Annotated in this window: 25 protein-coding genes; 8 read left to right on the top strand and 17 right to left on the bottom strand. The window is 71.0% G+C overall.

The window, feature by feature from the left end:
• Positions 1-19: 19 nt before the first annotated feature.
• Positions 20-748, bottom strand: a complete 729-nt coding sequence (locus WME95_RS48610) for a glutathione S-transferase family protein (RefSeq protein ID WP_437905975.1) — start codon at positions 746-748, stop codon at positions 20-22.
• A gap of 84 nt (positions 749-832) precedes the next feature.
• On the opposite strand from WME95_RS48610, the gene WME95_RS48605 reads away from it, so the two are divergent.
• The gene (locus tag WME95_RS48605) at positions 833-1,561 is read left to right on the top strand and encodes a helix-turn-helix transcriptional regulator (RefSeq protein ID WP_437905974.1); all 729 of its coding nucleotides are present in this window, start codon (positions 833-835) and stop codon (positions 1,559-1,561) included.
• Positions 1,562-2,026: 465 nt separating this feature from the next.
• Here the strand turns inward: WME95_RS48605 and WME95_RS48600 are convergent, their stop codons facing one another.
• The 8 genes from WME95_RS48600 to WME95_RS48565 all read right to left on the bottom strand — a co-directional run bounded on the left by WME95_RS48600 (position 2,027) and on the right by WME95_RS48565 (position 6,923).
• Complete coding sequence (locus WME95_RS48600; protein WP_437905973.1) at positions 2,027-2,323, bottom strand: hypothetical protein; 297 nt, start codon at positions 2,321-2,323, stop codon at positions 2,027-2,029.
• 16 nt (positions 2,324-2,339) lie between these two features.
• On the bottom strand, positions 2,340-3,437 hold the full coding sequence (locus WME95_RS48595; protein ID WP_437905972.1) for an IS630 family transposase: 1,098 nt from the start codon (positions 3,435-3,437) through the stop codon (positions 2,340-2,342).
• Between the two features lie 184 nt (positions 3,438-3,621).
• Positions 3,622-4,074 (bottom strand): hypothetical protein, encoded by a 453-nt coding sequence (locus WME95_RS48590; protein WP_437547715.1) that lies wholly within the window; start codon positions 4,072-4,074, stop codon positions 3,622-3,624.
• A gap of 20 nt (positions 4,075-4,094) precedes the next feature.
• Positions 4,095-4,592 carry a hypothetical protein gene (locus tag WME95_RS48585; protein WP_437547714.1) on the bottom strand — a complete coding sequence of 166 codons (498 nt, stop codon included), beginning with the start codon at positions 4,590-4,592 and terminating at the stop codon, positions 4,095-4,097.
• Between the two features lie 55 nt (positions 4,593-4,647).
• Positions 4,648-4,878, bottom strand: coding sequence for a hypothetical protein (locus tag WME95_RS48580; protein ID WP_437905971.1), 231 nt, complete (start codon positions 4,876-4,878; stop codon positions 4,648-4,650).
• A 285-nt stretch (positions 4,879-5,163) separates the two neighbouring features.
• Positions 5,164-5,409, bottom strand: a complete 246-nt coding sequence (locus tag WME95_RS48575) for a M23 family metallopeptidase (protein ID WP_437905970.1) — start codon at positions 5,407-5,409, stop codon at positions 5,164-5,166.
• 14 nt (positions 5,410-5,423) lie between these two features.
• On the bottom strand, positions 5,424-5,831 hold the full coding sequence (locus WME95_RS48570; RefSeq protein WP_437905969.1) for a M23 family metallopeptidase: 408 nt from the start codon (positions 5,829-5,831) through the stop codon (positions 5,424-5,426).
• Between the two features lie 174 nt (positions 5,832-6,005).
• On the bottom strand, positions 6,006-6,923 hold the full coding sequence (locus WME95_RS48565; protein WP_437905968.1) for a helix-turn-helix transcriptional regulator: 918 nt from the start codon (positions 6,921-6,923) through the stop codon (positions 6,006-6,008).
• Between the two features lie 104 nt (positions 6,924-7,027).
• Here WME95_RS48565 and WME95_RS48560 point away from each other — a divergent pair, with 104 nt between their 5' ends.
• Positions 7,028-7,792: an SDR family oxidoreductase gene (locus WME95_RS48560; protein ID WP_437905967.1), complete on the top strand. Its 765-nt coding sequence runs from the start codon at positions 7,028-7,030 to the stop codon at positions 7,790-7,792.
• Between the two features lie 52 nt (positions 7,793-7,844).
• Here WME95_RS48560 and WME95_RS48555 read toward each other — a convergent pair whose 3' ends face one another.
• Entirely contained in the window at positions 7,845-8,633 is a 789-nt protein-coding gene (locus WME95_RS48555; protein WP_437547709.1) for a Uma2 family endonuclease, read from the bottom strand.
• Positions 8,634-8,853: 220 nt separating this feature from the next.
• Here WME95_RS48555 and WME95_RS48550 point away from each other — a divergent pair, with 220 nt between their 5' ends.
• A complete protein-coding gene (locus WME95_RS48550) occupies positions 8,854-9,639 on the top strand; it encodes an HAD family hydrolase (RefSeq protein ID WP_437905966.1) in 786 nt (261 codons plus the stop codon).
• Positions 9,640-9,657: 18 nt separating this feature from the next.
• On the opposite strand, the gene WME95_RS48545 is transcribed toward WME95_RS48550, so the two are convergent.
• From WME95_RS48545 to WME95_RS48535, 3 genes are read right to left on the bottom strand one after another with little or no spacing between them, the layout of a single operon-like run.
• Complete coding sequence (locus tag WME95_RS48545; protein ID WP_437905965.1) at positions 9,658-9,897, bottom strand: hypothetical protein; 240 nt, start codon at positions 9,895-9,897, stop codon at positions 9,658-9,660.
• Between the two features lie 30 nt (positions 9,898-9,927).
• The gene (locus tag WME95_RS48540; RefSeq protein WP_437905964.1) at positions 9,928-10,869 is read right to left on the bottom strand and encodes a hypothetical protein; all 942 of its coding nucleotides are present in this window, start codon (positions 10,867-10,869) and stop codon (positions 9,928-9,930) included.
• A gap of 34 nt (positions 10,870-10,903) precedes the next feature.
• A complete protein-coding gene (locus WME95_RS48535; RefSeq protein WP_437905963.1) occupies positions 10,904-11,461 on the bottom strand; it encodes a glycine cleavage system protein R in 558 nt (185 codons plus the stop codon).
• Positions 11,462-11,674: 213 nt separating this feature from the next.
• Between WME95_RS48535 and hisC the strand changes: the two genes are divergently transcribed.
• The 3 genes from hisC (at position 11,675) to WME95_RS48520 (ending at position 15,509) form a co-directional block, all read left to right on the top strand.
• Positions 11,675-12,772 (top strand): histidinol-phosphate transaminase, encoded by a 1,098-nt coding sequence (gene hisC / locus WME95_RS48530; RefSeq protein WP_437905962.1) that lies wholly within the window; start codon positions 11,675-11,677, stop codon positions 12,770-12,772.
• A 221-nt stretch (positions 12,773-12,993) separates the two neighbouring features.
• Positions 12,994-14,583: a DUF4832 domain-containing protein gene (locus tag WME95_RS48525; RefSeq protein WP_437905961.1), complete on the top strand. Its 1,590-nt coding sequence runs from the start codon at positions 12,994-12,996 to the stop codon at positions 14,581-14,583.
• A gap of 113 nt (positions 14,584-14,696) precedes the next feature.
• Positions 14,697-15,509: an alpha/beta hydrolase gene (locus tag WME95_RS48520; RefSeq protein ID WP_437905960.1), complete on the top strand. Its 813-nt coding sequence runs from the start codon at positions 14,697-14,699 to the stop codon at positions 15,507-15,509.
• Positions 15,510-15,593: 84 nt separating this feature from the next.
• On the opposite strand, the gene WME95_RS48515 is transcribed toward WME95_RS48520, so the two are convergent.
• Positions 15,594-16,442, bottom strand: a complete 849-nt coding sequence (locus tag WME95_RS48515; protein ID WP_437905959.1) for a LysR family transcriptional regulator — start codon at positions 16,440-16,442, stop codon at positions 15,594-15,596.
• A 141-nt stretch (positions 16,443-16,583) separates the two neighbouring features.
• On the opposite strand from WME95_RS48515, the gene WME95_RS48510 reads away from it, so the two are divergent.
• Both WME95_RS48510 and WME95_RS48505 read left to right on the top strand, forming a co-directional pair.
• A complete protein-coding gene (locus WME95_RS48510) occupies positions 16,584-17,573 on the top strand; it encodes a zinc-dependent alcohol dehydrogenase family protein (RefSeq protein WP_437911110.1) in 990 nt (329 codons plus the stop codon).
• 256 nt (positions 17,574-17,829) lie between these two features.
• On the top strand, positions 17,830-19,032 hold the full coding sequence (locus WME95_RS48505; RefSeq protein ID WP_437905958.1) for a hypothetical protein: 1,203 nt from the start codon (positions 17,830-17,832) through the stop codon (positions 19,030-19,032).
• A gap of 171 nt (positions 19,033-19,203) precedes the next feature.
• Here WME95_RS48505 and WME95_RS48500 read toward each other — a convergent pair whose 3' ends face one another.
• The 3 genes from WME95_RS48500 to WME95_RS48490 form a co-directional block, all read right to left on the bottom strand.
• Complete coding sequence (locus WME95_RS48500; protein WP_437905957.1) at positions 19,204-19,779, bottom strand: MAPEG family protein; 576 nt, start codon at positions 19,777-19,779, stop codon at positions 19,204-19,206.
• A 424-nt stretch (positions 19,780-20,203) separates the two neighbouring features.
• A complete protein-coding gene (locus tag WME95_RS48495; protein WP_437905956.1) occupies positions 20,204-20,605 on the bottom strand; it encodes a hypothetical protein in 402 nt (133 codons plus the stop codon).
• Between the two features lie 231 nt (positions 20,606-20,836).
• The gene (locus tag WME95_RS48490) at positions 20,837-21,769 is read right to left on the bottom strand and encodes a LysR family transcriptional regulator (RefSeq protein ID WP_437905955.1); all 933 of its coding nucleotides are present in this window, start codon (positions 21,767-21,769) and stop codon (positions 20,837-20,839) included.
• Positions 21,770-21,909 lie beyond the last annotated feature (140 nt).

The raw sequence follows: 21,909 nt of genomic DNA, 5'->3' as shown, positions 1-21,909 counted from the left end.
GCCGGCGGCGCTGCGCCGCTCAGGCGCCCGGCCGCGGCGCCTCCCACGGGTGATCCGGGTAAAACTCCTTCATGAGCCGCGCGGTGTACGCGGTGAGGTTCGCGAACCCCTCGGCCCTGCGCCGCAGCGGCGAGTCGAAGAACGGCGTGAGCAGGCCCGCCAGCGCCGCGAAGGCCGTCGCGTCGACGCCCGCCGGGCGCGCTCCGAAGAGGTACGGCTTGTCCCCGAGCAGCACGGAGAGCGCGGCCAGCGAGCGCGCGCCGAGCTCGGCGACCTCGTCGTTCGCGTGGCGCGCGGGGCCGACCGCGCGGAGCGCCTCGCGGACGCGCGCGACGAGCTCCTCGCGCAGCTTCGGGCGCGCCTCCTCCGGCGCGCCGTTGACGAAATTCGCCGGGCCCTTCGCGAAGTTCTCCGGGATGAGCCAGCGGGCGTGCACCATGGTCGGCGTGAGGCTGTTCTCGATCATGCGCTCGATGGCCCACGCCTCGGCGCGCTGCCGGGCGTCGAGGCCGGCGTCGAGATCCTTCCCGTGCTTCTTCTCGAGGTGCTCGCGGATGAAGTGCGAGTCGGCGATGCGCGCGCCGCCGTCGTCGATGAAGGGGAGCTGCCCCTTCGGTGACTGATCGGGCCGCGCGCGCTCCTTCGTGTAGGGCAGGCCCAGCAGCTTGAGCTGGACCTCGGTCTTGGTGACGTAGGGGCTGGCCTCCGGCAAGCCGAACAGGGGGCCGAAGCTGTGGAGCGTGATCATGTGCAATCTCCGAGCGGTTGTGGGTGCGCGTGGACAGCGCTTGATGTAGCCCCGCCCTGCTGACAACCTGGTGTCAGCATCCCCGTGCGACGCGCCGATCGCCTGTTCCAGATCCTGCAGATCCTGCGCCGGCAGCGGGCGCCGATCACGGCGGCGGCGCTCGCCGAGGAGCTCGAGACGTCGAAGCGCACCGTGTACCGCGACATCGCGGATCTCCTGGCCCAGCGCGTCCCGATCCGCGGCGAGGCCGGCACGGGGTACGTGCTCGATCGCGGCTTCGACATGCCGCCGCTGATGCTGACGCCCGACGAGATCGAGGTCGCGGTCCTCGGCGCGCAGTGGGTCGCCCAGCGCGGGGACGTCGCCCTGCAGCGGGCGGCGAAGGACCTCATCGCGAAGATCGCCGCGGCGGTCCCCGAGCGGCTGCGGCCCTTCGTGTTCGAGCCGGCGACGGGCGTGCCGGTCGGGGAAGACCAGGCGCCCGACGCGCTCAACCTGGCCGAGGTGCGGGCGTCGATCCGCGCCGGCACGAAGATCGCGCTTCGCTACCGCGACGAGACGGGGAGCGAGAGCGAGCGCGTCGTGTGGCCCGTGATCGTGGGCTATCTCGAGTCGACGCGGCTCCTCGCGGCGTGGTGCGAGCTCCGCCAGGACTTCCGCCACTTCCGCACGGACCGCGTGACCGGCGCAAGGTTCCTCGACGAGCGTTACGCCGAGAAGCCGAGCGCCCTCCGCGCGCGGTGGCTCGCGCACATGCGCGCGCGTGGCAAGCTGCGAGAGCGCGCCGGCGCGACGTCGACCAGGGCGCGCTAGATCGGCGTCTCAGCTATCCCGCCAGAGAAGCTGGTCGATGGCGAGCGATGGCCGGAAGCAGCAGCCACTCCACAGCCTGCGGGCGCAAGGCATCATAGTCCCGGGCGATGAGGCGCGCCTCGAGCTCTTGCGGGAGGTCGCCGGGCGCCTGACGCAGCCTGCAGAGCCGTGGTGGTCCGCTCCGCACGCGCACTCGTCTTGCACCGGGCGCGCCGCACGCCTCCACCGTGGCAAAGGTAGTCGCGCAGTGGTCGCCGAGGCAATGGCATCACGCCGCCGCAACCGGTCGCGCGCCCGCGCTCCCTAACCGCGGCTGTAGTGCTAGTACAGCGTTCCCCAAGTTCGTCCCTGGATCGGCGATGTGCCAGCCCCGCTACGAGCTGAGCCGGCCGGGCTTACGAACAAGGCGAGTTCGTCGCTGGCCGTCGATGCAACGCCGGCGGCGCAACGTCAGCGCCGGGCCAGCTACTCGATAGGCGCGAGCGTCCAGGGGAAGTCGGTCATCATCAACTTGAGCAAGTCCTGCCACAGGCCGCGGAAGCCGGTCTTCTCCCACTTGCCGGTGTGGGTTGCGATCTCGAGCGTCCAGAGGTGGACGGTGTCACGGCGCAGTCTGGCGTGCGCGATTGGGTCGGTTTCAGGACCCGACTCGATGATCACCAGCTGCCCGTACTTCCGGGCCCTCAGGTGGGGCAGTCCGTGCGCTTCGAGGTAGGAGCGGACCGCGGCGGCGTGCTCCGGGGCGGCGTGCGGCTTGGACATCGGCCCGCACGGAAGCTCAGGCTGCGTACGATGGCAAGGTCGCCCTCCACTGGCCGCGGAACTTCCAGCGGAAGGGCCGGGCTTGGTGCGCGTTCCAGTGGCGCACGAAGCCGAGCACGCACCGGCTCAGCTCCTCGGCGGAGGCGAAGGAGGCGTGCTTGAGAACCCGACGGCTCAGGATGCTGAACCACAGCTCGATCTGATTGACCCACGACGCGTGGATGGGCGTGTAGACGAAGTGGAAGCGCTCGCCGTGCCGCGCATTGAACTCGTTCCACCTGGCGCCGTGGTGGATGTTGAGGTTGTCCCAGATGATGTAGACCTCGCCCGTGGGGTAGCGCTTCGCCACCTCGTCCATGAACGCGAGCAGATCGGCGGCGGTGCGTGTCGGTCCACAGCGCGACACCACCTCGCCCGTCTTGACGTTGAAGGCGCCGATCAGCGTGAGCGTGCCGTGGCGTTGGTACTCGAACTCCCGGCGTGCGGCTTTTCGGCTGCGGCACGGCTGCATGGGGAACCGATGCTCCAGCGCCTGCATGCCGGTCTTCTCATCGACGCACAGCACGGTCGCGCCTGCGGGAGGCTCCAGGTACAGCTTGCAGATCACCTCGACCTTGGACCGGAAGTCCGGGTCCGGGCTGTGCAGCCACAGCCGGACCCGATGCGGTCGGAGGCTGGCTCCCTGCAGCACGCGCCAGACCTCGGTGCGGCTCAGCTCCACCTTGGTCTCGAGCTTCAGGGCCTTGGCCAGCTGGTCCAGGGTCCAGACCTGCTCGAACGGGACCTTGTGCTCATCGGGGCGGCAGCAGGCCAGCTTGATGAGCTCGTAGTGCACCGCGGTCGCCACGCGCGGCGGTCGGCCCGTGCGCGGCTTGTCCTGCAGCACCGCCTCGTCCGCGATCGCTGCGACCCGGTTGCGCCACTTGCGCACCGTCTTGATGTCGCAGCCTACGGCACGCTGGATCTGCTCGTTGCTCCATCCCTCGTCGGCCAGGAGCGCGATCCGGGCACGCTGCGCTTCGCGCTGCGAGGTCTTGGGCGAACGCGCCGTCTGCTGCAGCTTCTGGCGCAGCGGCGCGGGCAGCAGGACGGTTTTTGCGCGAGCTCGGGGCACCTACGCGCGTGGGACCTGCCCCGAGCCGAGGGCTTCAAAAACGCATGCGATCGCAGGTGACCCGGCAACCTCGCCTCGCAGAACTCAATGCGCTGCGCGTGCTCGCCACGCTCTGGCCGCGCACGACCCCGATGGGCTCGGCTGGCTCACCTCGGATCCAGGGACGAACTTGGGGAACGCTGTACTAGGGCGAAGCGCGATCCACCGGCAGGTTATGATTCTCACGAGCGAAGTAGACGACGCTCGCGGTGCCCCCTTCGGGGTAGATGAACGCGTTGGAGCGACGGGGAATCATCTCGCTCACGCCCAAGGTGAAGCTCCGCTGCGCTTCACCCGTCTTGTGGCTGACGCCGATGCGACACAGGGTGCTCTTGCACTCGATCACCTTGAGAGAGGTGTCCATCGACGGATGAGCATCGAGGTGCGCCTTCACCCGGTTCGACATCGTCGCCGACCACTCGGCGTCCAGCCCTTCTTCACGGAGGACCGTATCGAAGGCTCGAACGAACGCGGCGTCTCGTTCAGCTGGCTCCAGGTGTTCTAGCCGCGCGAGGCCCGAAGGGCCGATCGCGATCAAGCCGCGCGAGACGCTCCACCATCCGGCGATCCCCAGCAACACGCCGCAGCCGGCGATCACGCCTGCCGTTCGCAACTTCATCACTGCTCGATCCCGCGAAGGCCACGGATCTCCGACTGCCCGCCCCCCTCGAACTTCGCGGCCGGCAACCTGCAAATCGCGAAGGCGCCGTCAAACGACCCCGAGTGCCCCGGAACGGCCAGATCGAGCCCGAACACCCCGGTGTTTGCGTCGCCCGTGCACTCGTAGCTGCTCAGGAACGAGACGCCGGTAGATGCGTTGGTATGCCCCGCCCAGCAGCACACTTCGTCCGTGTCGGTTCCATCTCCAACGAACACCTTGACGGCCATCGTCCCCAGCGGACCGAAACCGCCGCGATCGATCGGGCAGTAAAAGTATCCATGTGAGGTGTGATCGAGGTTCACGAGCGCCTGGGTGTGCGAGTAGGTCCAGAGAGGCGCGCTGGGACCCGCGTGACAGGCAAATCCCACGTTAAACTGGTTGTCCGCCACCGCAGTGAGCGCAGTGCACAGAGTGACGACGACCGCGGCAACAGCAGCAGCAACACGCTTTTTCATGCAGCAAACCTTCCTTTCAAGGATGGACATAGACATTACACACACGTGCCGTGCATCACAAATTCCTGAACACCAAATCTTCGCGCATCATGGGAAACCCGGTCAGGCTGGCTCCCTGGTCACACGACGCGACCGCGATCTGCGCCAGCTCCTCGCCGCGCAGGGTCTCCTTGAGCACAAGCGCGTCCGCGACCGCCGCGAGGCGCCGGCTCATCCGGAGGCGGGTCACCATCTCGCGGACGAGCGCCGTGGCGCGCCCGAGATCGTCGTGCGCGCCGCTCGACACCTGCCCCAGCGAATCTCTGAAGGAAATTCACGGCCCGTGCTGGGCGCCGCTCGTCGCCGCCGCTTGCTCCTGGATCCGCGCGCTCCCCTCGATGAAGATCCTCCTCATCGCCTTCGACCTCCGCGCGAATGCAGCGCCGGATCTCGAATGGCAGCGAAATCACCCATTGTCTCACCGGTACCGCTGGCAGGACCCGATCCACGAGGTGCGCCGCCGTGACAACTTTCGCCTGTTTTGCCGCCGGGGGTATGACGCCTCCGAGCGCCGCGCCCACGACGATCCGGCTCAACAGGTCGACGTGCATGGTGTCCATGTGTGCTTGCACCTCCCCAGGGTGGCCGAGGCTTGCGGCGCGCCGCCCTTCTCGGTGCGGAACGCGTCGCGCTCCTCGGCGGGGAGCTCCCGCAGGCGCATCGCGAGCAGCGTCTCCGCGTCGAAGTAGACGCCGTTGCGGCTCGCGCTGAAGTGCAGGAGCGGCCCCGTCGAGCGCCCGGTCGACCCCACGTAGCCGACGAGCTGATGGGTCGCCACGTGGTCCCCGCGCTTCAGGCCGCCGCGAACCTCGAGAGGTGCGCGTAGCCTGTCTCGACGCCGTTGTCGTGCCGGATCGCGACCCAGTTGCCGTGACCACCATGCGGCCCCACCCAGGAGACGCCGCCCTCGAGCGCGGCATAGACCGGGGTTCCCGACGGCGCGCCGTAGTCCGTGCCCTCGTGCGGCCTCACGCGGTGCAAGACGGGGTGCATCCGCTTGGGGTTGAACGGCGACGTCCAGCGCAGCGTGGCGAGCGGCGCCTGCCACGGGTTCGGCACGAGCTCGCGTCCGTCTTCGTCGACAAGCCGCCCCGTGGCGCTGCCGCCGAACCGGTAGAAGCGGGCTTCCGGCTGCCCGGCCGCCCGCACGGCGAGCGCCAGGACACGAGGCTCGTTCGGCGCCCTGGCGGGCTCGGCCACGGCGCGGATCACCGCCCCGCGACGGAGCCCGCGAGGGAGACGCCGCGCGACAGTGACGGGGGCACGAGACGTGCGGACGCTATGCGCGAGCGTCCCTCGGCGTCAACCTCGGCCGCGTCGCCCCGCGCGCCGGGTACTTCATCGCCTGGCGCAGCCGGATCGCTGCGCCCCTCATCATCCGCTCTCAGCCCCGCACAGCGCCGCGAGGCGGCGCTCGTCCTCGGGTCCGCCCGCCGCGCGCGCCGTGTAGTAGACGAGCTGCTGGCGGCTCGACGTCGTCGAGGCGAGCGTGTGCCACTCGAGCACGAGCGGCCCGGCGCCGCCGGCGTCGCGGCCATCCGCGCCCTCGGCCTCGGCGCGGAAGGCCTTCGTGCCGCTCACCTTGGCGCGGACCTCGTGGCGCGCCCAGATCGCCCGGAACGCCTCGCTCGTCTCGAGCAGCTCGGCGACGAGCGCGTCGAACTCCGGATCTCCGACGTGGGAGCTCGCGCTGAAGCGGAAGGCGGCCACGACCTCCCGCTCGATCACGCCGATCTCCGCGTAGCGCGCGCGGTAGGCCGCATGGCGGAAGGTCATCCAGAGCAGGTTGCGCCGTCGCGGGGAGACGTCGCCGAAGTCCACGAGCAGGCGGCGCGCGGCGCCGTTCCACGCGAGCACGTCGAACCGGGGGCTGAAGACGAGCGCCGGGACGCGCATCGCCTCGAGCGCGCGCGCCATCGCCGGCTCGGCCCTCTCCTGGCGCGCCGCGGCCCGCGCGGGCTCGGGCCGCGCCAGGTAGAACAGGTGACCTCGCTCGTCGTCGTCGAGCTTCAGCACGCGCGCGATCGCCGCGAGCGTCTCGCGCGACGGGTTCACGTCACGCCCCTGCTCGAGCCGCGTGTACCAGTCGACGCTGAGCCCGGCGAGCTGCGCGATCTCCTCGCGCCTGAGGCCCGGCGTGCGCCGCCGCTTCCCCGCGAACGCGCCGCCCGCGATCGGCGCCGCGCGCATCCGCCTCCCTCGGAGGAAATCCGCCAGCTCGCTCCGCCTGTCGCTCACGATCGCGCGCGCCCCGGGCACGCGTCGAACGATGCGCTGTTCGCGCTCCTCCATCCAGGGATTGCCAATCCTAGGTTCGCGGCACGTCTGCCTAACCTCGACGCGGAGCTCCAGATTGCGGGCACCCCCGACCGGGGACCCAACCAGGAGCTGGCACCATGTCTCAACATCTTCCTCTCGCAGGTCGCATCGCCGTCGTCACCGGGGCCTCCAGCGGCATCGGTGAGGCCACCGCGCGCAAGCTCGCAGCGCAGGGCGCCGCCGTCGCGCTCATCGCGCGCCGCAAAGACCGCCTCGATTCGCTGGCCGAGGGCATCCGCGCCGCGGGCGGGCGCGCGCTGGCGCTCGCCGTCGACGCCAGGGACAGGACCGCCGTCGCCGGCGCCGCGCGGTCGATCGCCGCCGAGCTCGGCGCCGTCGACCTCGTGATCAACAACGCCGGCGTCATGTTGCCGTCCGGCGTCGAGGAGCACCGGATCGCCGATTTCGAGCAGATGATCGAGGTCAACCTCACCGGCGCGATGCGGGTCGTCGACGCGTTCGTCGATCCGCTTGTCGCGGCCGCGAAGCGGGGCGGCCCGTCGGACCTCATCAACATCTCGTCGATCGCCGCGCACGGCGTCTTTGCGACGTTCGCCGTGTACTGCGCCACCAAGGCCGCCGTCACCCACCTGTCGCGCAACCTGCGCGCCGAGCTCGGACCGAAGCACGTCCGCGTCTCGGTCATCGAGCCCGGGTTCGTCAACACGGAGCTCCAGAGCCACATGACCGACGAGGCCGCCAAGGCGTGGATCGCCGAGGCGAAGCAGCAGATCACGTGGCTCACGGCGGACGACCTGGCGAGCACGATCGCCTTCACGGCCGGCCTCCCGCGGCACGTCAACCTGGCGCACGTCACCATCATGCCGACCCAGCAGGTGTGACCGGCGCCTCCTCGCGACCGGAGACGCTCGCGGCGCCGTGACGCGTGCCACGTTACCCGTGATCCAGCTGCTCCAGCTCGCGCACGCGCGCCTCCAGCTCGCGCACGCGCGCCTCGGCCGCCTCCCTGGCGCGCGCCTCGATCGCCGCGGCTTCCTCCTGGGTGGGCACGAGCTCGCCCTTGCCGCCGGAGCGCGTGAGGCGGAGCCGGGACTCGGCCCCGCTGCCGATCACGCAAAGCCAGCTGTCGAGCGCGGGGCTCCACACGCGCCCGGCGCCGGCGTACACGCGGACATACGCGCCGTCGGGGTCGCGCCGGTAGGCCTGGAGCGCCACGCGCCCCGCCGGCGGCCGGTGCGTGGCGGCCAGCGGATCGAAGATCGCGAGCTCCGGGCAGCCGAGCTGGCAGTACTTGAGCGGGACGTCCTCGTAGGCCTTCTGCCAGTCGGTCGCCACGATCTCCAGGGCGAAGCGCGGGGGCCGGTGTCCGGGCAGCCAGGTCTGCCACTGCTTGGGCAGCGGCGGCGCGGGCCGGTGATCGAGGAGGTAGACGTCCGGCGAGACGCGCACGAGCGGCTCCTCGCGCACCCAGGCGAAGAACCGATCCGTGCCGGCGTGGTGGTCGGTCCAGCCGCGCTCGCGCGCGAGCTGCGCGATCGAGGAGAGGAGCAGGCGGGAGATCTCGTCGTGCTCGCCCCACGCGCCGATGCCGTCCGCGTCGTCCAGGTACCAGTCCGACCAGTCGATGGTCGCGCGGAGCTCCTCGGGCTCCGGGTCGCGGACGACGAGCGCGCGCGGCAGGCGCGTCGCAGGGGGAGCGGCTCCGGAGCGGGCAGGCAGCACGAGCCCACACGGTAGCACCCCGAGCGGAGCGGCGGGAGCCACAGGCGGGCGCGACAGCGCGCGGCAGTCGGCCGTGGCGCGCCGTAGGGCGAGGGCGGCGCCGGAGGGGGCGGCGCAGCGCCGCGGGCAGCTGTCGCCAGCGCGCTCTGACGGACCGCGCGCCGCGTCGCCGAGGCGCCGTGGGGCTCCCGATCCGGCGCGCCGGCGCCATGTCGGCGGCATGCGTTCTCTCGGGGGGGTGCTCTTCGACGTGGATGGTGTGGTTGTCGATTCGCCGCATGAGCGCGCCTGGCAGGAGGCGCTCGAGGCGCTGATGGCGACCGAGTGGCGCGCGATCGCGCCCGAGACACGCTACGCGCCCGAGCGGTTCACGACGGCCGTCTACCAGAGCGAGGTCGCCGGCAAGGCGCGCGAGAGCGGCGCGCGCGCGGCGCTCGACTACTTCGGCGTGCCCGACGCGGCGGAGCGCGCCGGGGTCTACGCCGAGCGCAAGCAGGAGGTGCTGCTCCGGAAGATCGCGGCGGGGAAGTTCGTCGTGTTCCCTGACGCGACGCGGCTGATCCTGGAGCTCAAGGCGCGCGGCGTGCTCCTCGCGGCGGCGTCGTCGTCCAGGAACGCCAGCGAGCTCCTCCGCAGGATCCGCGTCGACGCCTTCGTCGAGCACCAGAACCCCCGCCGCGCGCCGGTCTCCCTGGGCGCGACGCTGCTCGATCTGTTCGACGCCGACCTCTGCGGCGCCGTGGTGGCGCGCGGAAAGCCGGCGCCGGACCTGTTCCTGGCCGCCGCGCGCGCGCTCCACGTCCCGCCGCCGCGCTGCCTCGTGATCGAGGACGCCCCCTCCGGGGTGCAGGCCGCGAAGGCGGCCGGGATGACCTCGATCGGCGTGGCGCGGCTCGCCGACGAGGCGCTGCTGGCAGCCGCGGGGGCGGATCGCGTCGTGACGACGCTCGACCAGCTCGATCCGGACGCGCTGGTCGAGGGGCGGATCGCGGCGCGCGCGGCGTGAACCGCGGTGAGGGCGGCGTCACGATGCGCGAGAACGGAGGCGAGCAAGCACCTCGTCGGCGTCGAGCGTGTCTCCTGCGTCGTCCTGCGCAATGCCCTCGGCTAGCGCGGCGTGGAGGGCCCCCCGCTCCTCGTCATCGAGCTCATCGAGCGCGTCTCCCCCCACCGCGACGAGATCCACGACGGCCCCCTCCGGCAATTCGGTGGGCTCGTCGAGCACGAGGTGGCCGTTCCGCACGGTGGCTTTCAGCGAGAGCACCGTAGGCTCATAGCACCGTGCGGCGCCCCCTCAGCCGCCCTGCTTGCGGACGATCGCCAGGCTCCAGATCTCCCCGGCGCTCGTCCCGACCCACAGCGTCGGCGACCCCTTGCCCGCGACCGCGAGCACGGCCGGCTCGCCGCGGGCGCCGAGCGTGACGCTCGCCGTGGGCGCGAGCGGCGCGCCGGACGCGGCCTCGATGGCGGCGCCGTCGAACAGCGCAACGCGGCCGTCCGCGAAGGCCGCGAAGAGGCTCGACTCAAGGACGGCGACGTCGGCGACGGGATCGGTGAACGTGAGCATCTTGGCCGCGAGCTTGCCCGACGACCTCACGACCGCGCAGAGCGCGCTCGCGCCGCGCTTGTACACAGCCGTCAGCTTCGGGCCGCCGCGCACGCGATCGAGGTTCTGGGCCGCGCGCGGCAGCGAGGCGCGGAGCGTCGGGCCCGGCTCGGGCGTCGCGCCGGGGTGGACGCGGAGCTCGCCGCCCTCCCCCACGCCGTCCATCACCACGTGCGCCTCGGTCTCGGTCAGGTCGAACGCCCGCGCGGAGCCGCGCACCGCGAACGTGCGGCCGTTCACCTCGGTCTTGTCGAGCTTGAGCTCCGTCGCGCTCCCGTCCCAGCCGAGCGCGAGCGCCGTCTCGCCCGACGGCCGCGTGGCGAGCTGCCGCGCGTCCCGGCCGACCTGATCGAGCTTCGGGCCGTGCGTGATGCCGAGCAGCGCCCACACCGCGTCGTCGCCGCTCCGCACCACGGCGACGTCCTTCGACAGGAGCGCCACATCGTGCGCCGAGGACAGCGACAGGTTCGTCGTCTTCGCGCCGGAGCCGCCGACCGGGCAGACGCCGAGGCGCACCGGATCGGTCGAGATCATCGCGACGAGCCCGGGGCTCGCGAGGACCGCGGCGCCTCGGATCTCCGCGTCCAGGCCGTGCACCTTGCGGGGGGAGCTCAGATTGCTGAAGGGCATGGCCCGCAAGGATACCGGTTCTCGCGCGGCGCGGTCAGCCCTTGATGAGCGAGCGGACGTCGATGTCGAGGTTCTCGGTCTCCGCGACCGCATCCATCGCCTTGCGGAGCTGGGTGACGGTCACCCCGGCGGGGACGTCGACGCGGGCCTCCATCCGGAAGAGCTGCGAGCCGGTGACGGGCGCCTCGTAGGCCGAGGTCTCGAGCGAGACGATGTTGACGCCGACGCCGTGGAGCGCGCGTGACACCGCGCGCACGATGCCCTCGTGATCGAGCGCGTCGACGGAGATGACGCAGGGGATGGTCGCCGCGCGCCGGTGCGACTCGGGGCTCTTGGTCCTGCGGCTCTGCACCGTGAGCCCCGTCGCCCGGGTGAGCGACTCCGTCTCGCGCTCGACCGCCTCGATCGCGCCGGGGGGGCCCGACGCGAGCAGGAGGATGCCGAACTCGCCGCCGAGCACCGCCATCCGGCTGTCCTCCACGTTGGCGCCGCGCTCCGTCAGGTAGTGGGTCACCTCCGCGACGATGCCCGTCCGATCAGGGCCGAGGCAGGAGAGGACCAGGAAGACTTCAGGCTCGGGCGTCGTCGTCATGCGGCGCATCTTAGTCCGATCCGCGCAGCCAGCGCACCTCGCCCCGGGCGCGCGGCGAGGTGCGCGTCCCGGACGACGAGCGCCCGGGCAACGCCGTCCGTGTCCTCCGGCCGAGCTCCCCCGAGGGCGGCCGGATCGAGCGCCGCGCGCGCGTCATGCCGGCGACGAGGCGCTTGTCTCCGGCGGGCCAGTGGGCGAGAGACGGCCATCCCCATGCTGTACGAACGCGACAACATCCATCGACTCACGCCCTACACGCCCGGCGAGCAGCCGCAGCGGGCCGACGTGGTCAAGCTCAACACGAACGAGAACCCGTACCCGCCCCCGGCCGCCGTGCTCGAGGCGATCCGGGACGTCTCGGCCGATCAGCTCCGCCGGTACCCGCCGCCCCGGGCGCAGCAGTTCCGCGAGACCGCGGCGCGGCTCCATGGCCTGTCGCCCGAGCAGGTGATCGCCACGAACGGCGGCGACGAGCTGCTTCGCATGGCCATGACGGTGTTCTGCGAGCCCGGCGGCCGCGGCATCGGCGAGACGTACCCGACCTACTCGCTCTACGACGTGCTCGCGGAGATCCACGGCACGACGATCACCCAGGTCCCCCTCGCGGAGGACTGGTCGGTCCCGGAGGATTTCGCGCAGCGCCTGAACGAGCACGGCTGCCGGCTCGCGCTCCTCGTCAACCCGCACGCGCCGTCGGGGCGGCAGGAGCCGCTCGACAAGCTCGAGCGCGTCGCGCGGGCGTTCCGCGGCGTGCTCCTCATCGACGAGGCGTACGTCGACTTCGCGGAGCTCGACGCGACGCCGCTGCTCGACCCGGCGCGGGGGCTCGACAACGTGCTGCTGCTGCGGACCCTGAGCAAGGGGTACTCGCTCGCGGGGCTCAGGTTCGGGTACGGGCTCGGGCACCCGCGGCTCATCGAGACGCTCGACAAGGCCCGCGACAGCTACAACACCGATATCCTCTCGCAGGCCGCGGCCACCGCGGCGCTGTCCGCGCGGGACGAGGCGAGGAAGAGCTGGGAGAAGGTGATCGCCGAGCGCGCCCGCCTCACGGGGGCGCTCCGGCAGAGGGGGTTCACGGTGGCGCCGAGCCAGAGCAACTTCGTCCTGGCGAGTCCGCCGGGAGGAGGGCTGTCGGCGCAGGCGATGTACCGGGCGCTCTACGATCGCGCGATCTTCGTGCGCTACTGGGACGCGCCGCGCATCCAGGACAGGCTGCGGATCACGGTGGGCACGCCGGAGCAGAGCGACGCGCTGCTTGGCGCGATCGACGAGCTGTCGCGCGCCGCCGGGGCCGCGAGCGCGTCATGAGCCGAGCCGCCGTGGCGGATGGGGCTATGCGCCCTCGCGCGCCGTCCGCTTCGTGCGCATGTGTACGATCCTTGCGCAGCCCCTGACCTCGGCGCTGCGCGCGCCGGCGGGCCGCGCCGGTGGCATCGGCCCTGCAATCCCCTCGACCGTTCACTGGACAGCGTGCCCCAGAGGTCGGGCCATGAAGCCTCGTCGATTCAGGGCGGGAGAGGAGATTGCTTATGCGTCACCAGCGTCACCAGCGTCACCAGCATCATCAGAGCAGCCGGTCATCGTCCCATGTCCTGTCGCGCCTGTTTCGCGGCGGCGCCCCCTGTCTTTCCCTGGCGCTCGCCACGGCATGCGGTGCTGGCTCCGGCGGCAGCCCGGTCGACTCGCTGACGTCCAGCGCGGCAGCGGAAGGCTCCGTCAGCGGCGGCGGCAGCGGCGGCAGCGGCACCGGCGGCAGCTCCAGCAGCGGTGCCGCCGGCGACGGCTCCAGCAGCGGCGGCGGCGCGGTCCCCCCGCCGGGCAGCTGCGGCGCGAGCGGCGCCGTCGTGAGGCGCACCTACGCGCCCAGGCTGTTCGCGGCGGGCGCGGATCCCTCCGGTGATGCCGAGTGCCAGGGCGTGCTCAACCCCGAGCGCGGCGTCTTCCATTTCAGGGATCTTCGGGGCCTGGGATCCGTCGCTGGCCTCCGGGACGAGGGATACACGCTGATCTACGGTCAGGCGCTCATCGACGATTACCGCGCGCGGGACATCGATCAGCCCCTCATCGACCAGCTCAACGAGAGCTTCGCCGCCGCGCGCTCGGCGGGGCTCAAGGTGCTCCCCCGCTTCTACTACGCGACGGACATCGGCGAGGACGACGCGCCGCTCGGCCGCGTGCTGTCCCACATCGACCAGCTGAAGCCCGTCCTGGAGGCGAACGCCGACGTCATCGCCGTGCTGCACCCCGGCTTCGTCGGCGCCTGGGGCGAGTGGCACTCCTCGACCAACGATCTCACCCGTCCAGAGAGCCGCAAGCAGATCTTCGACGCGCTGCTCCAGGCGCTGCCCGCGAGCCGGATGACCCTCGCGCGCCGCCCCTCGCACAAGCTCGAGGCGTACGGCGGCCCGCTGACCGAGGAGACGGCGTTCTCCGGAGCGCCGCTCTCGCGGGTCGGCCACCTGAACGACTGCTTCCTCGCGAGCGAAGACGACGTCGGCACCTACCAGCTCCCCGGCGAGAAGGCCTATGCCGCCGCGGACTCGGCGTTCACGCCGGTCGGAGGCGAGACCTGCGGCCGCAACCCGCCGCGCAGCGAGTGCGCCTCGGCGCTGGCCGAGCTGTCCGCGCACCACTTCAGCTTCATCAACACCGACTATCATCCTGACGTGCTCGATGACTGGCGATCCGGGGGCTGCTTCGAGACGATCGCCTGCCGCCTCGGATACCGCTTCGTCGTGATGGAGCACGAGTCATCCGAGCAGATCGCGCGCGGGCAGCCGCTGTCCCTCCGGCTGCGCGTGTTCAACGACGGGTACGCCCGGGCCTATAACCCGCGACCGGTCTACCTCGTGCTCCAGCAGGGCGAAGCGCGGCGCGTGGTCCAGATCGACGCCGATCCGCGCCGCTGGGCTCCTGGCGAGGAGAGCGAGATGTGCCTCGAGGCGAAGATTCCGGCCGATCTCCCGCCGGGCGACTACCAGCTCGGCCTGTGGCTGCCCGACGCATCCGAGCGCCTGCGCGACGACCCGCGCTACGCGATCCGGCTCTCGAGCGGCGCAACGTGGGACGGCGCCAGCGGCGTCAATGTGCTCGACGCTGCGGTCCGGGTGGTCGAGTGACCGGCCAGGCGGCCCCGCCGCGCGCGAGCGGCCGCCCCCACGGCCCAGGCGGATCCGGCGGCCGTCAAGCGCTGAGCTTCGTCGTGCTAGAGCACAGCGAGGGAGAGGCACAGATGAGCCAAGAATCCGAGCGAGACAAGATGATGAAGAGGACGGCCGTCCTCGAGATCCCCGGCATGGATGCCGTCATCCTCCGCAGGAATATCGCGTACCAGGCGACCGATGCAGGCGCCCTGACCTTCGACCTCTACGCTCCGCCACCCTCGGTGGCCGTGGCGCGGGCGCCTGCCGTCGTCTTCGTGTCCGGCTATCCGGATCCGGGGTTCGAGTCGGTGTTCGGCTGCAAACGCAAGGAGATAGGGCAGTCCACGTCGTGGGGACGGCTGGTGGCCGCTTCCGGGCTCGTGGGCGTCAATTACACGAACCGGGAGCCGTCCGATCTCCATGCGCTGCTCGAGCACCTGCGGCAGAACGCCGCCTCGCTCGGGATCGACGAGCGCCGGATCGGCCTGTGGGCCTGCTCCGGCAACGTCCCCATGGCCCTGTCGGCGCTGATGCGGGAACCGAGCGGCTCGCTGCGGTGCGCCGCCCTCTGCTACGGCTTCATGCTCGATCTCGGTGCGTCCACCCGCGTCGCGGAGGCGGCGGCGCAGTTCCGGTTCGTCAACCCGTGCGCCGGGAAGTCGGTCGACGACCTCCCTCCGGACCTGCCCCTGTTCATCGCCAGGGCAGGACAGGACAGGATGCCTCACCTGAACGAGACGATCGATGACTTCGTCGCCGGAGCGCTGGCCCGCAACCTGCCAGTGACGCTCGTGAACCACGCCGCGGCGCCGCACGCGTTCGATCTGCTCGACGACAGCGGGGCTTCGCGAGAGACGATCAGGAGCCTCCTGGGGTTTTTGCGGTTCCATCTCCTGGGGTAGGGCGATCTGGATACGCGGCGTCATCGAGCTCCCCCGCGGGCGACGACCCCGCGGTCCTGCACCAGGAGGACGACCGCGCGGCGCTCATGCAAAGCGCGAGAACGTCGCGTCGAGCAGCGCGCGCAGCCGAGCCAGCCCCCGCAGGTCCCGGTGATAGCCGACCCAGACGTCGCGCCCGGGGGGCTCTTCGCCGAGATCGACGCGCACCAGCTCATGAACGCTGTCGCCGAGCGGCCGAGGGAGCGCGGCCAGCCCGACGCCGGCCGCGCAGCTCCGCGCTTGCGCGTCGCGGTTGTTGCTGCGAAAGGCGACATGCGCGTTTGGGAGCAGCCGCTTCAGCCACGCTACGTCGGGGAGGTCAGCGAACGCGGTGTCCATGGTCACCAGCGCCGAGCCCGCGCCGTCGCCCGCGCGCGGATGGACAAGGCCCCTCGCGGCGTAAAGCGCGTAGTCGATGTGCATCAGCTTGCGCTGGACGACCTCTGGCTCGTCGAACGGCACGATGCGGAACACCACATCCGCCTCGCGTCGCGCGAGGCTGAACAGCCTCGCGTCGGTCACCAGCTCGATGGTGACACGCGGGTGCATCCTCACGAAATCTGCGAAGACCGGCGTCAGCATGTGAACGCCGAACCAGTCCGACGACGAGACACGCAACAGGCCCTCGAGCTGCTGCTCCTGGCCGGCGAGCCGCCGCTCCAGCGCGAGCGCTTCCTCCTCGATGCGCTCCGCGTGAACGAGCACCGCGGCGCCCTCGTCGGTCAGCACGAAGCCGTCGCTCGTGCGCTGGAAGAGGGTGTGCCCGACGGCTTCCTCGAGCGCGCGGAGGCGTCGTCCCATGGTCGGATGGCTCTGGCCGAGCTGCCGCGCCGCGCCGCCCAGCGTCCCGGCCCGCGCAACCGCAAGAAAGATCCTGATGTCGCTCCACTCCATGGCCCTGCTCCACCGTACACTTTTGTACGGAGATCGTGCAATATCGTCTGTTCCTGTTCATTTTCGTTCGACCTATCGTACAGGCGTCGGCTCCACCCACCGCGAGGAACATCGCCAATGACGACCGTGAACACCGCCTCGATGCATGCGCTCGTTCTGGAGGGCTTCGGCTCCCCCTTCCGACGGACCGACGTCGCCCGCCCCGTCGCCGGCAGGGGCCAGGTGCTGGTGCGGATCAAGGCGAGCGGGGTCAATCCGCTCGATCTCAAGATCCGAGCGGGCCAGGCGGCGCACGCGAGGATGCCGCTGCCGGCCGTGCTGGGCATCGATCTCGCCGGCGTCGTCGAGGCGGTGGGGCCCGATGTCGACAGTTTCAAGCCGGGGGATGAGGTCTACGGGATGACAGGCGGCGTCGGCGGGCTTCAGGGCTCCCTCGCCGAGTTTGCCGCGGTGGACGCCGACCTCCTGGCGATCAAGCCGGCCAACCTCACCTTCCGCGAAGCGGCCGCGCTTCCGCTGGTGTTCATCACCGCCTGGGAGGGCCTGGTGGATCGGGCCAATGTCCGCACGGGCCAGAAGGTGCTCATTCACGGGGGGGCTGGCGGCGTCGGCCATGTCGCCGTCCAGCTCGCCCGAGCGCGTAGAGCGGAGGTGTTCGCGACCGGCTCGGCGGACAAGAGAGAGCTCCTCTCGAAGCTTGGCGCGACGGCGATCGACTACGCCACGAGCTCGGTGGAGGATTACGTCGCTGCCCACACGGACGGTGAAGGCTTTGACGTCGTCTACGACACGGTGGGCGGCGCCGTCCTGGACGCCTCGTTCCATGCTGTGCGCCGCTATCATGGCCACGTCGTCAGCTGCCTGGGATGGGGGACCCACGCGCTCGCGCCGCTGTCATTCCGCGGCGCGACCTACTCGGGCGTCTTCACGCTGCTGCCGCTGCTGACCGGGAAGGGGCGAGCCCATCACGGCGGCATCCTGCGCCAGGCGAGCAGGCTCGCCGAGGCCGGCGCGCTGAGGCCGCTGCTGGATCCCCGTCGCTTCACCCTGGGGACCGCCCACGACGCCCATGAGGCGATCGCGGCGCGCTCCGCCACGGGCAGGGTCGTGATCGATATCGCAACTTGCTGAACTCGTCACGGTGGAGAATCGGATCGCCCGACGTCCCCGCACCCCCGAATCCCGGTATGTACACGGGGGCTTGACGCCCTGGATCATCGGATCGCCAGCCCAACCTGGGCCGGGTCAGGCCGGGTCGGGTCGACCGGGGCCCGCTTCCTCAGCGAGCCATTCCAGGGCGGGCGCGAGCCGGGAGGGAGGAACGACCCCGTGCGGTGCGGGCAGGCGCTAGAGGCGGACGGCGCGCCAGCGTGCGATGCTGAGGGGCATGATCACGATTCGACCAAGGATGGCGGCGAAGGGATTCACGCTCTCGCTGCTCGCGCTGGGCATCTCGTTCTCGGCGGGCGGCTGCTCTCCGGAGGACCGCGACTTCCAGACCAGCGGCGGCAGCAGCGGCGGTAGCGGCGGCAGCAGCAGCGCCAGCAGCAGCGGTAGCGGCGGCAGCGGCGGCAGCGGCGGAGGGGAAGCGTCGAGCAGCTCGGCCGGCACGGGCGGCGGAGAGGGCGGGAGCGGGCCGTGCAAGGCGGTCGAGATCGAGTGCGGCGGCAACTGCGTGAACCCGCTCGCCGACGTGCACCATTGCGGGTTGTGCGGCCACGACTGCCTGGGCAGCGCCTGTATCGCGGGGCTCTGCGATCCCACGCTGCTGGCGCGGGACACGAACCCGCAGCACCTCGCGATCGACGACGCCAACGTGTACTGGACCAGCTTCAGCAACCCGGGCTCGGTCGGGGGCGTCGACAAGCAGGGCGGGCAGGCCTTCGTGATCGCCGCAGGGCAGAACTACCCGAACGGCATCGCGGTGGGGCCAGGCGACGTGTACTGGACGACCAGCAACGGAGGCACGGTGATGGCGGCCCTCAAGTACGGCGGGCGAGAGCCGACGACCCTCAGCTCGGGAGAGTCGAGCCCTGGGGACATCGCCGTGGACGAGAACAGCATCTACTGGACGAGCAGCGATTACGTCAAATTCACCCCGATCGGCGGTTCGCTCATCGCCGAGCTGGCCGCCGGGCAGTCCGGCGCGCTTTACCTCGCGATCGACGAAGGGAACGTCTACTGGGCCAACTACAACGGCGGCAACGGCGAGGTGACGAAGGTGTCGAAGTCTGGCGGGCCGAGCTTGACGCTGGCGGCCGGTCAGAAAGGCATCTCCGGCGTCGCGCTCGACGCGGAGCACGTGTACTGGACGACGGGCTACGGACAGACGGTGATGCGGGTGGTCAAGGCCGGCGGCTCGCTCCAGGAGATCGCCACCGGAGAGGCCTCCCCGGCGGGCATCGCCGTGGACGACCAGCACGTGTACTGGACCACCAACGGGGACGGCACGATCCGGCGGGCCCCCAAGGCCGGCGGCCAGGCCGTGACCCTGGTGATGGGCCAGGACAAGCCGGTGGGGATCGTCGTCGACCAGAAATTCGTCTACTGGGCCAACAGCGGCGGCGCGATCATGAAGGCCCCCAAGTAGTCCGTCATCCCCCCGGGGGGACGAGCGTGACGCTGTTGTGCTCGCCACCTCGATTGTCGCGGTCGAGTCGCGTTGCCATCCCCCTCCGGGGCTACGCTCTGGAGCAAGCCGCTCGGCGGTTCGGCCGCCGGCGACGCGTCGCATCGAGGCAGACGACGCCGCGGGTGGCTCTCACAAGCTCTGCTGGGCGAACCTCACCCACAAAACACCGAGCGTCACACAGCCGCCGACGAACGCGGCAAAGCGAAATGGCACGAAGTTCCACGCGATGTGGATGAGGGCGTGCAGCGCGCGCAGGGCCACGAAGACCCAGGCCAACAGGACCTGCGTGTGGTCGTATTTGCCAGTCACCAGCATGAACGCGCAGACGGCGTAGAAGAGCGTCGGCACTTCCAGCAAGTTGCCGAAGGCGCGCGCGGGACGCTCGACCCACTCGGGGGGAACACCGACGAACGTGCCGCGGAAGTAACGCATGGAGGCAAGGCCACGAATCACTGCCATGTTGCGGAATCCGACCATCAACAGCCAGACGAGCGCGGTGAGCGCGACCAGGGCGACCACCGGCTGAATGAGCTCCTTGGGAGCACCAGCGGGCTCCGGAGGCCGTGAGCAAAGCACGACCAACCCGACTACCAGGGCCGCCAAAGCCAGCGTGACTTGGATGTACTGACCAAGCAGCGATCTGGCGTCTTCGGGAGTCTGAGCTCCATTGTCGGGCGAGGCGCCGTCATGGGTCGAAGGAGGCATGGCCGGATCCTACCACACGGCCCTCACCAGCCTGCACCGCAGCGGGGCGAAGGCGGCGAGCACCAGCACCAGCACCCAATTGCCACGAACGTGGACGAATGCAGATCCTGACATGGGCAGACGTTTAGCAGCTGGTGTGCCAAGCGACCGATCCCGCGGAAACCCGAGCAGGTCGTGCCACTCGTGCCACGGCCGACCGGATCGAGGTGCCAGGGGACGACGACGTCGTGGCACACTCGAGCACCGCACGTGACGGCCTACAGCGGGGAGCAGGTTCGTGTGATACGGGCTCAGCCGCTAGGCAGGCGACGGAGGCGTACGAAAGTACGCCGCAGCGAGCCGAACGACGCGGATGAGCCCATAGCGCACGAACCTGCTCTCCGCTGTAATCGAGCCTGGTCCGCAGCCATCAGGCGCGCCGAGATCAGCGCGCGCAGAACAGCAGCTCGACGCAATCGACAGGGAGGGCGGTGCAGGGGCCCTCAACGGCGCCGTTCACGCACGCCTCGACCACGCCGATGGTGGCCGCGCAGGTGTCGTCGGCGGCCTGATAGCTGCGGACGCACTCGGCGCGGCTGGGCGCGGACGAGATGTACGCGCCGCCGCCGCAGTCCACGCGCCGGCCGTAGCCGCCGAAGCGACCGGCGGCCCAATCACACAGCGTCGCGGCATCCGCCTCCGGCAGGTCGACGAGCGGCAATTCGGGGGAGAGCCCGGAGCTCGGCCCGGGATCCGGCAGATCGTCGCCGTCGCCGTCGCCGCAGCCGGCGGCGAGCGCGAGCGCCGCGACGACGCGGGCAACCCTCTTCCGCGCCGCGGACGTCACGGCGCCGGGGCGCCTCGCGCGCGCCGCGGGCCCGGCAGCAACGCTCGCTCGCTCCCTCGATCCGAGGCATTCTGTCCTGTTGCTGGCCTCGATGCCCGCTCGCAGCGGCGACCCCGCGTTCATGGGCGCGGAGTGAACCATGGCGCGGCAGGGGGGATCAAGGAGGGAGAAGGCATCGCGCGAAGGTGGCGTCTTACGAGGAAGCGCTCCGCGAGCGCCCTCGTCTCGGCGTCACGCCCTGACGGACGACGGCTCGGCCGCGCCGCGCACCGCTTCGCGGAACCACCGCTGCGCCGGATCGCGGTGGTGGCGCTCGTGCCAGTACATGCGCACCTCGAAGCCGGGGAGCTTCACCGGCGGATCGACCACGCGCAAGGGGAGGATCTCCGCGAAGGCCTCGGCCACGCGCGCGCCGACGGTGACGACCAGGTCGGAGCCGGCGACCACGTGCGGCGCGAGGAGGAAGTGCGGCACCGCCAGCGCCACGCGACGGCGCTTCCCGAGCTGCGCCAGCGTCTCGTCGACGACGCCGCCGGGCGTGCCGCGCGGGGCGATGAAGACGTGGCGCATCGACGTCCAGGAGGCGAGGTCGATGCCCTTCTTCACCAGCGGGTGTCCCCTGCGCACGAGGCAGACGAAGCGCTCGCGGTAGAGGGGGCGCGAGCGGAGGCCAGCGGGGAGCCCGTCGCTGCGCGCCGGGGCCACCACCACGTCGGCGTCGCCGCGGGCGAGCTGCTCCTCGAAGGAGGCGTCGAGCGCGCGGAGCCAGAGATCGACGTTCGGCGCCTCGCGCCCGAGGCGATCGAGGAGCTTCGGCGCGAGCACGAAGGAGCCGTAGTCGGCGGTGGCGACGCTGAAGCTGCGGGCGGCGCTCGCGGCCACGAACGGCTCCTCGGCGCGGAAGCAGCGATCGAGGGCGCGCATCGCGTCGCGCACCGGCTCCGCCAGCTCCTGGGCGCGCGCCGTCGGGGCGAGGCCGCGCGAGGTGCGGACGAAGAGCGGATCGCCGAAGAGGCGCCGGAGCCGGCCGAGCGCATGGCTCGTCGCCGACTGGGTGAGGCCGAGCCGCTTGCCCGCGCGCGTGAGGTGCCGCTCGTCGAGCAGCGCGCCGAGCACCCGCACGAGGTTGAGATCGACCGTGGCCACATCATGAAGGGCAGGCATGATGGGTATGTCTATCATGCAGTGGATCGATGCGCCGAGCCGGCGCATCTTCTCCGCGTCGACGGCGCGTTCGCCGTGAAGAACAAGGAGCACGCACATGCACTGCGTCATCGCGGGGGTTCGGGGGAAACGGGCTCGAT

The sequence above is a fragment of the Sorangium sp. So ce327 genome, from assembly GCF_051530205.1.
Classification (GTDB): Bacteria; Myxococcota_A; Polyangia; order Polyangiales; family Polyangiaceae; genus Sorangium; species Sorangium cellulosum_B.
This window is presented reverse-complemented; position numbering and strand designations above follow the sequence as displayed.

Bases quoted from the DNA above. Each gene is read 5' to 3' on its own strand.
- WME95_RS48550 (WP_437905966.1), top strand. From the start codon at position 8,854: ATGCGTTCTCTCGGGGGGGTGCTCTTCGACGTGGATGGTGTGGTTGTC.
- WME95_RS48510 (WP_437911110.1), top strand. From the start codon at position 16,584: ATGCATGCGCTCGTTCTGGAGGGCTTCGGCTCCCCCTTCCGACGGACC.
- WME95_RS48515 (WP_437905959.1), bottom strand. From the start codon at position 16,442: ATGGAGTGGAGCGACATCAGGATCTTTCTTGCGGTTGCGCGGGCCGGG.
- WME95_RS48520 (WP_437905960.1), top strand. From the start codon at position 14,697: ATGAGCCAAGAATCCGAGCGAGACAAGATGATGAAGAGGACGGCCGTC.
- WME95_RS48505 (WP_437905958.1), top strand. From the start codon at position 17,830: ATGATCACGATTCGACCAAGGATGGCGGCGAAGGGATTCACGCTCTCG.
- WME95_RS48610 (WP_437905975.1), bottom strand. From the start codon at position 748: ATGATCACGCTCCACAGCTTCGGCCCCCTGTTCGGCTTGCCGGAGGCC.
- WME95_RS48490 (WP_437905955.1), bottom strand. From the start codon at position 21,769: ATGCCTGCCCTTCATGATGTGGCCACGGTCGATCTCAACCTCGTGCGG.
- WME95_RS48560 (WP_437905967.1), top strand. From the start codon at position 7,028: ATGTCTCAACATCTTCCTCTCGCAGGTCGCATCGCCGTCGTCACCGGG.
- WME95_RS48540 (WP_437905964.1), bottom strand. From the start codon at position 10,869: ATGCCCTTCAGCAATCTGAGCTCCCCCCGCAAGGTGCACGGCCTGGAC.
- WME95_RS48500 (WP_437905957.1), bottom strand. From the start codon at position 19,779: ATGCCTCCTTCGACCCATGACGGCGCCTCGCCCGACAATGGAGCTCAG.
- hisC (WP_437905962.1), top strand. From the start codon at position 11,675: ATGCTGTACGAACGCGACAACATCCATCGACTCACGCCCTACACGCCC.
- WME95_RS48525 (WP_437905961.1), top strand. From the start codon at position 12,994: ATGCGTCACCAGCGTCACCAGCGTCACCAGCATCATCAGAGCAGCCGG.
- WME95_RS48600 (WP_437905973.1), bottom strand. From the start codon at position 2,323: ATGTCCAAGCCGCACGCCGCCCCGGAGCACGCCGCCGCGGTCCGCTCC.
- WME95_RS48565 (WP_437905968.1), bottom strand. From the start codon at position 6,923: ATGGAGGAGCGCGAACAGCGCATCGTTCGACGCGTGCCCGGGGCGCGC.
- WME95_RS48585 (WP_437547714.1), bottom strand. From the start codon at position 4,592: ATGAAAAAGCGTGTTGCTGCTGCTGTTGCCGCGGTCGTCGTCACTCTG.
- WME95_RS48535 (WP_437905963.1), bottom strand. From the start codon at position 11,461: ATGACGACGACGCCCGAGCCTGAAGTCTTCCTGGTCCTCTCCTGCCTC.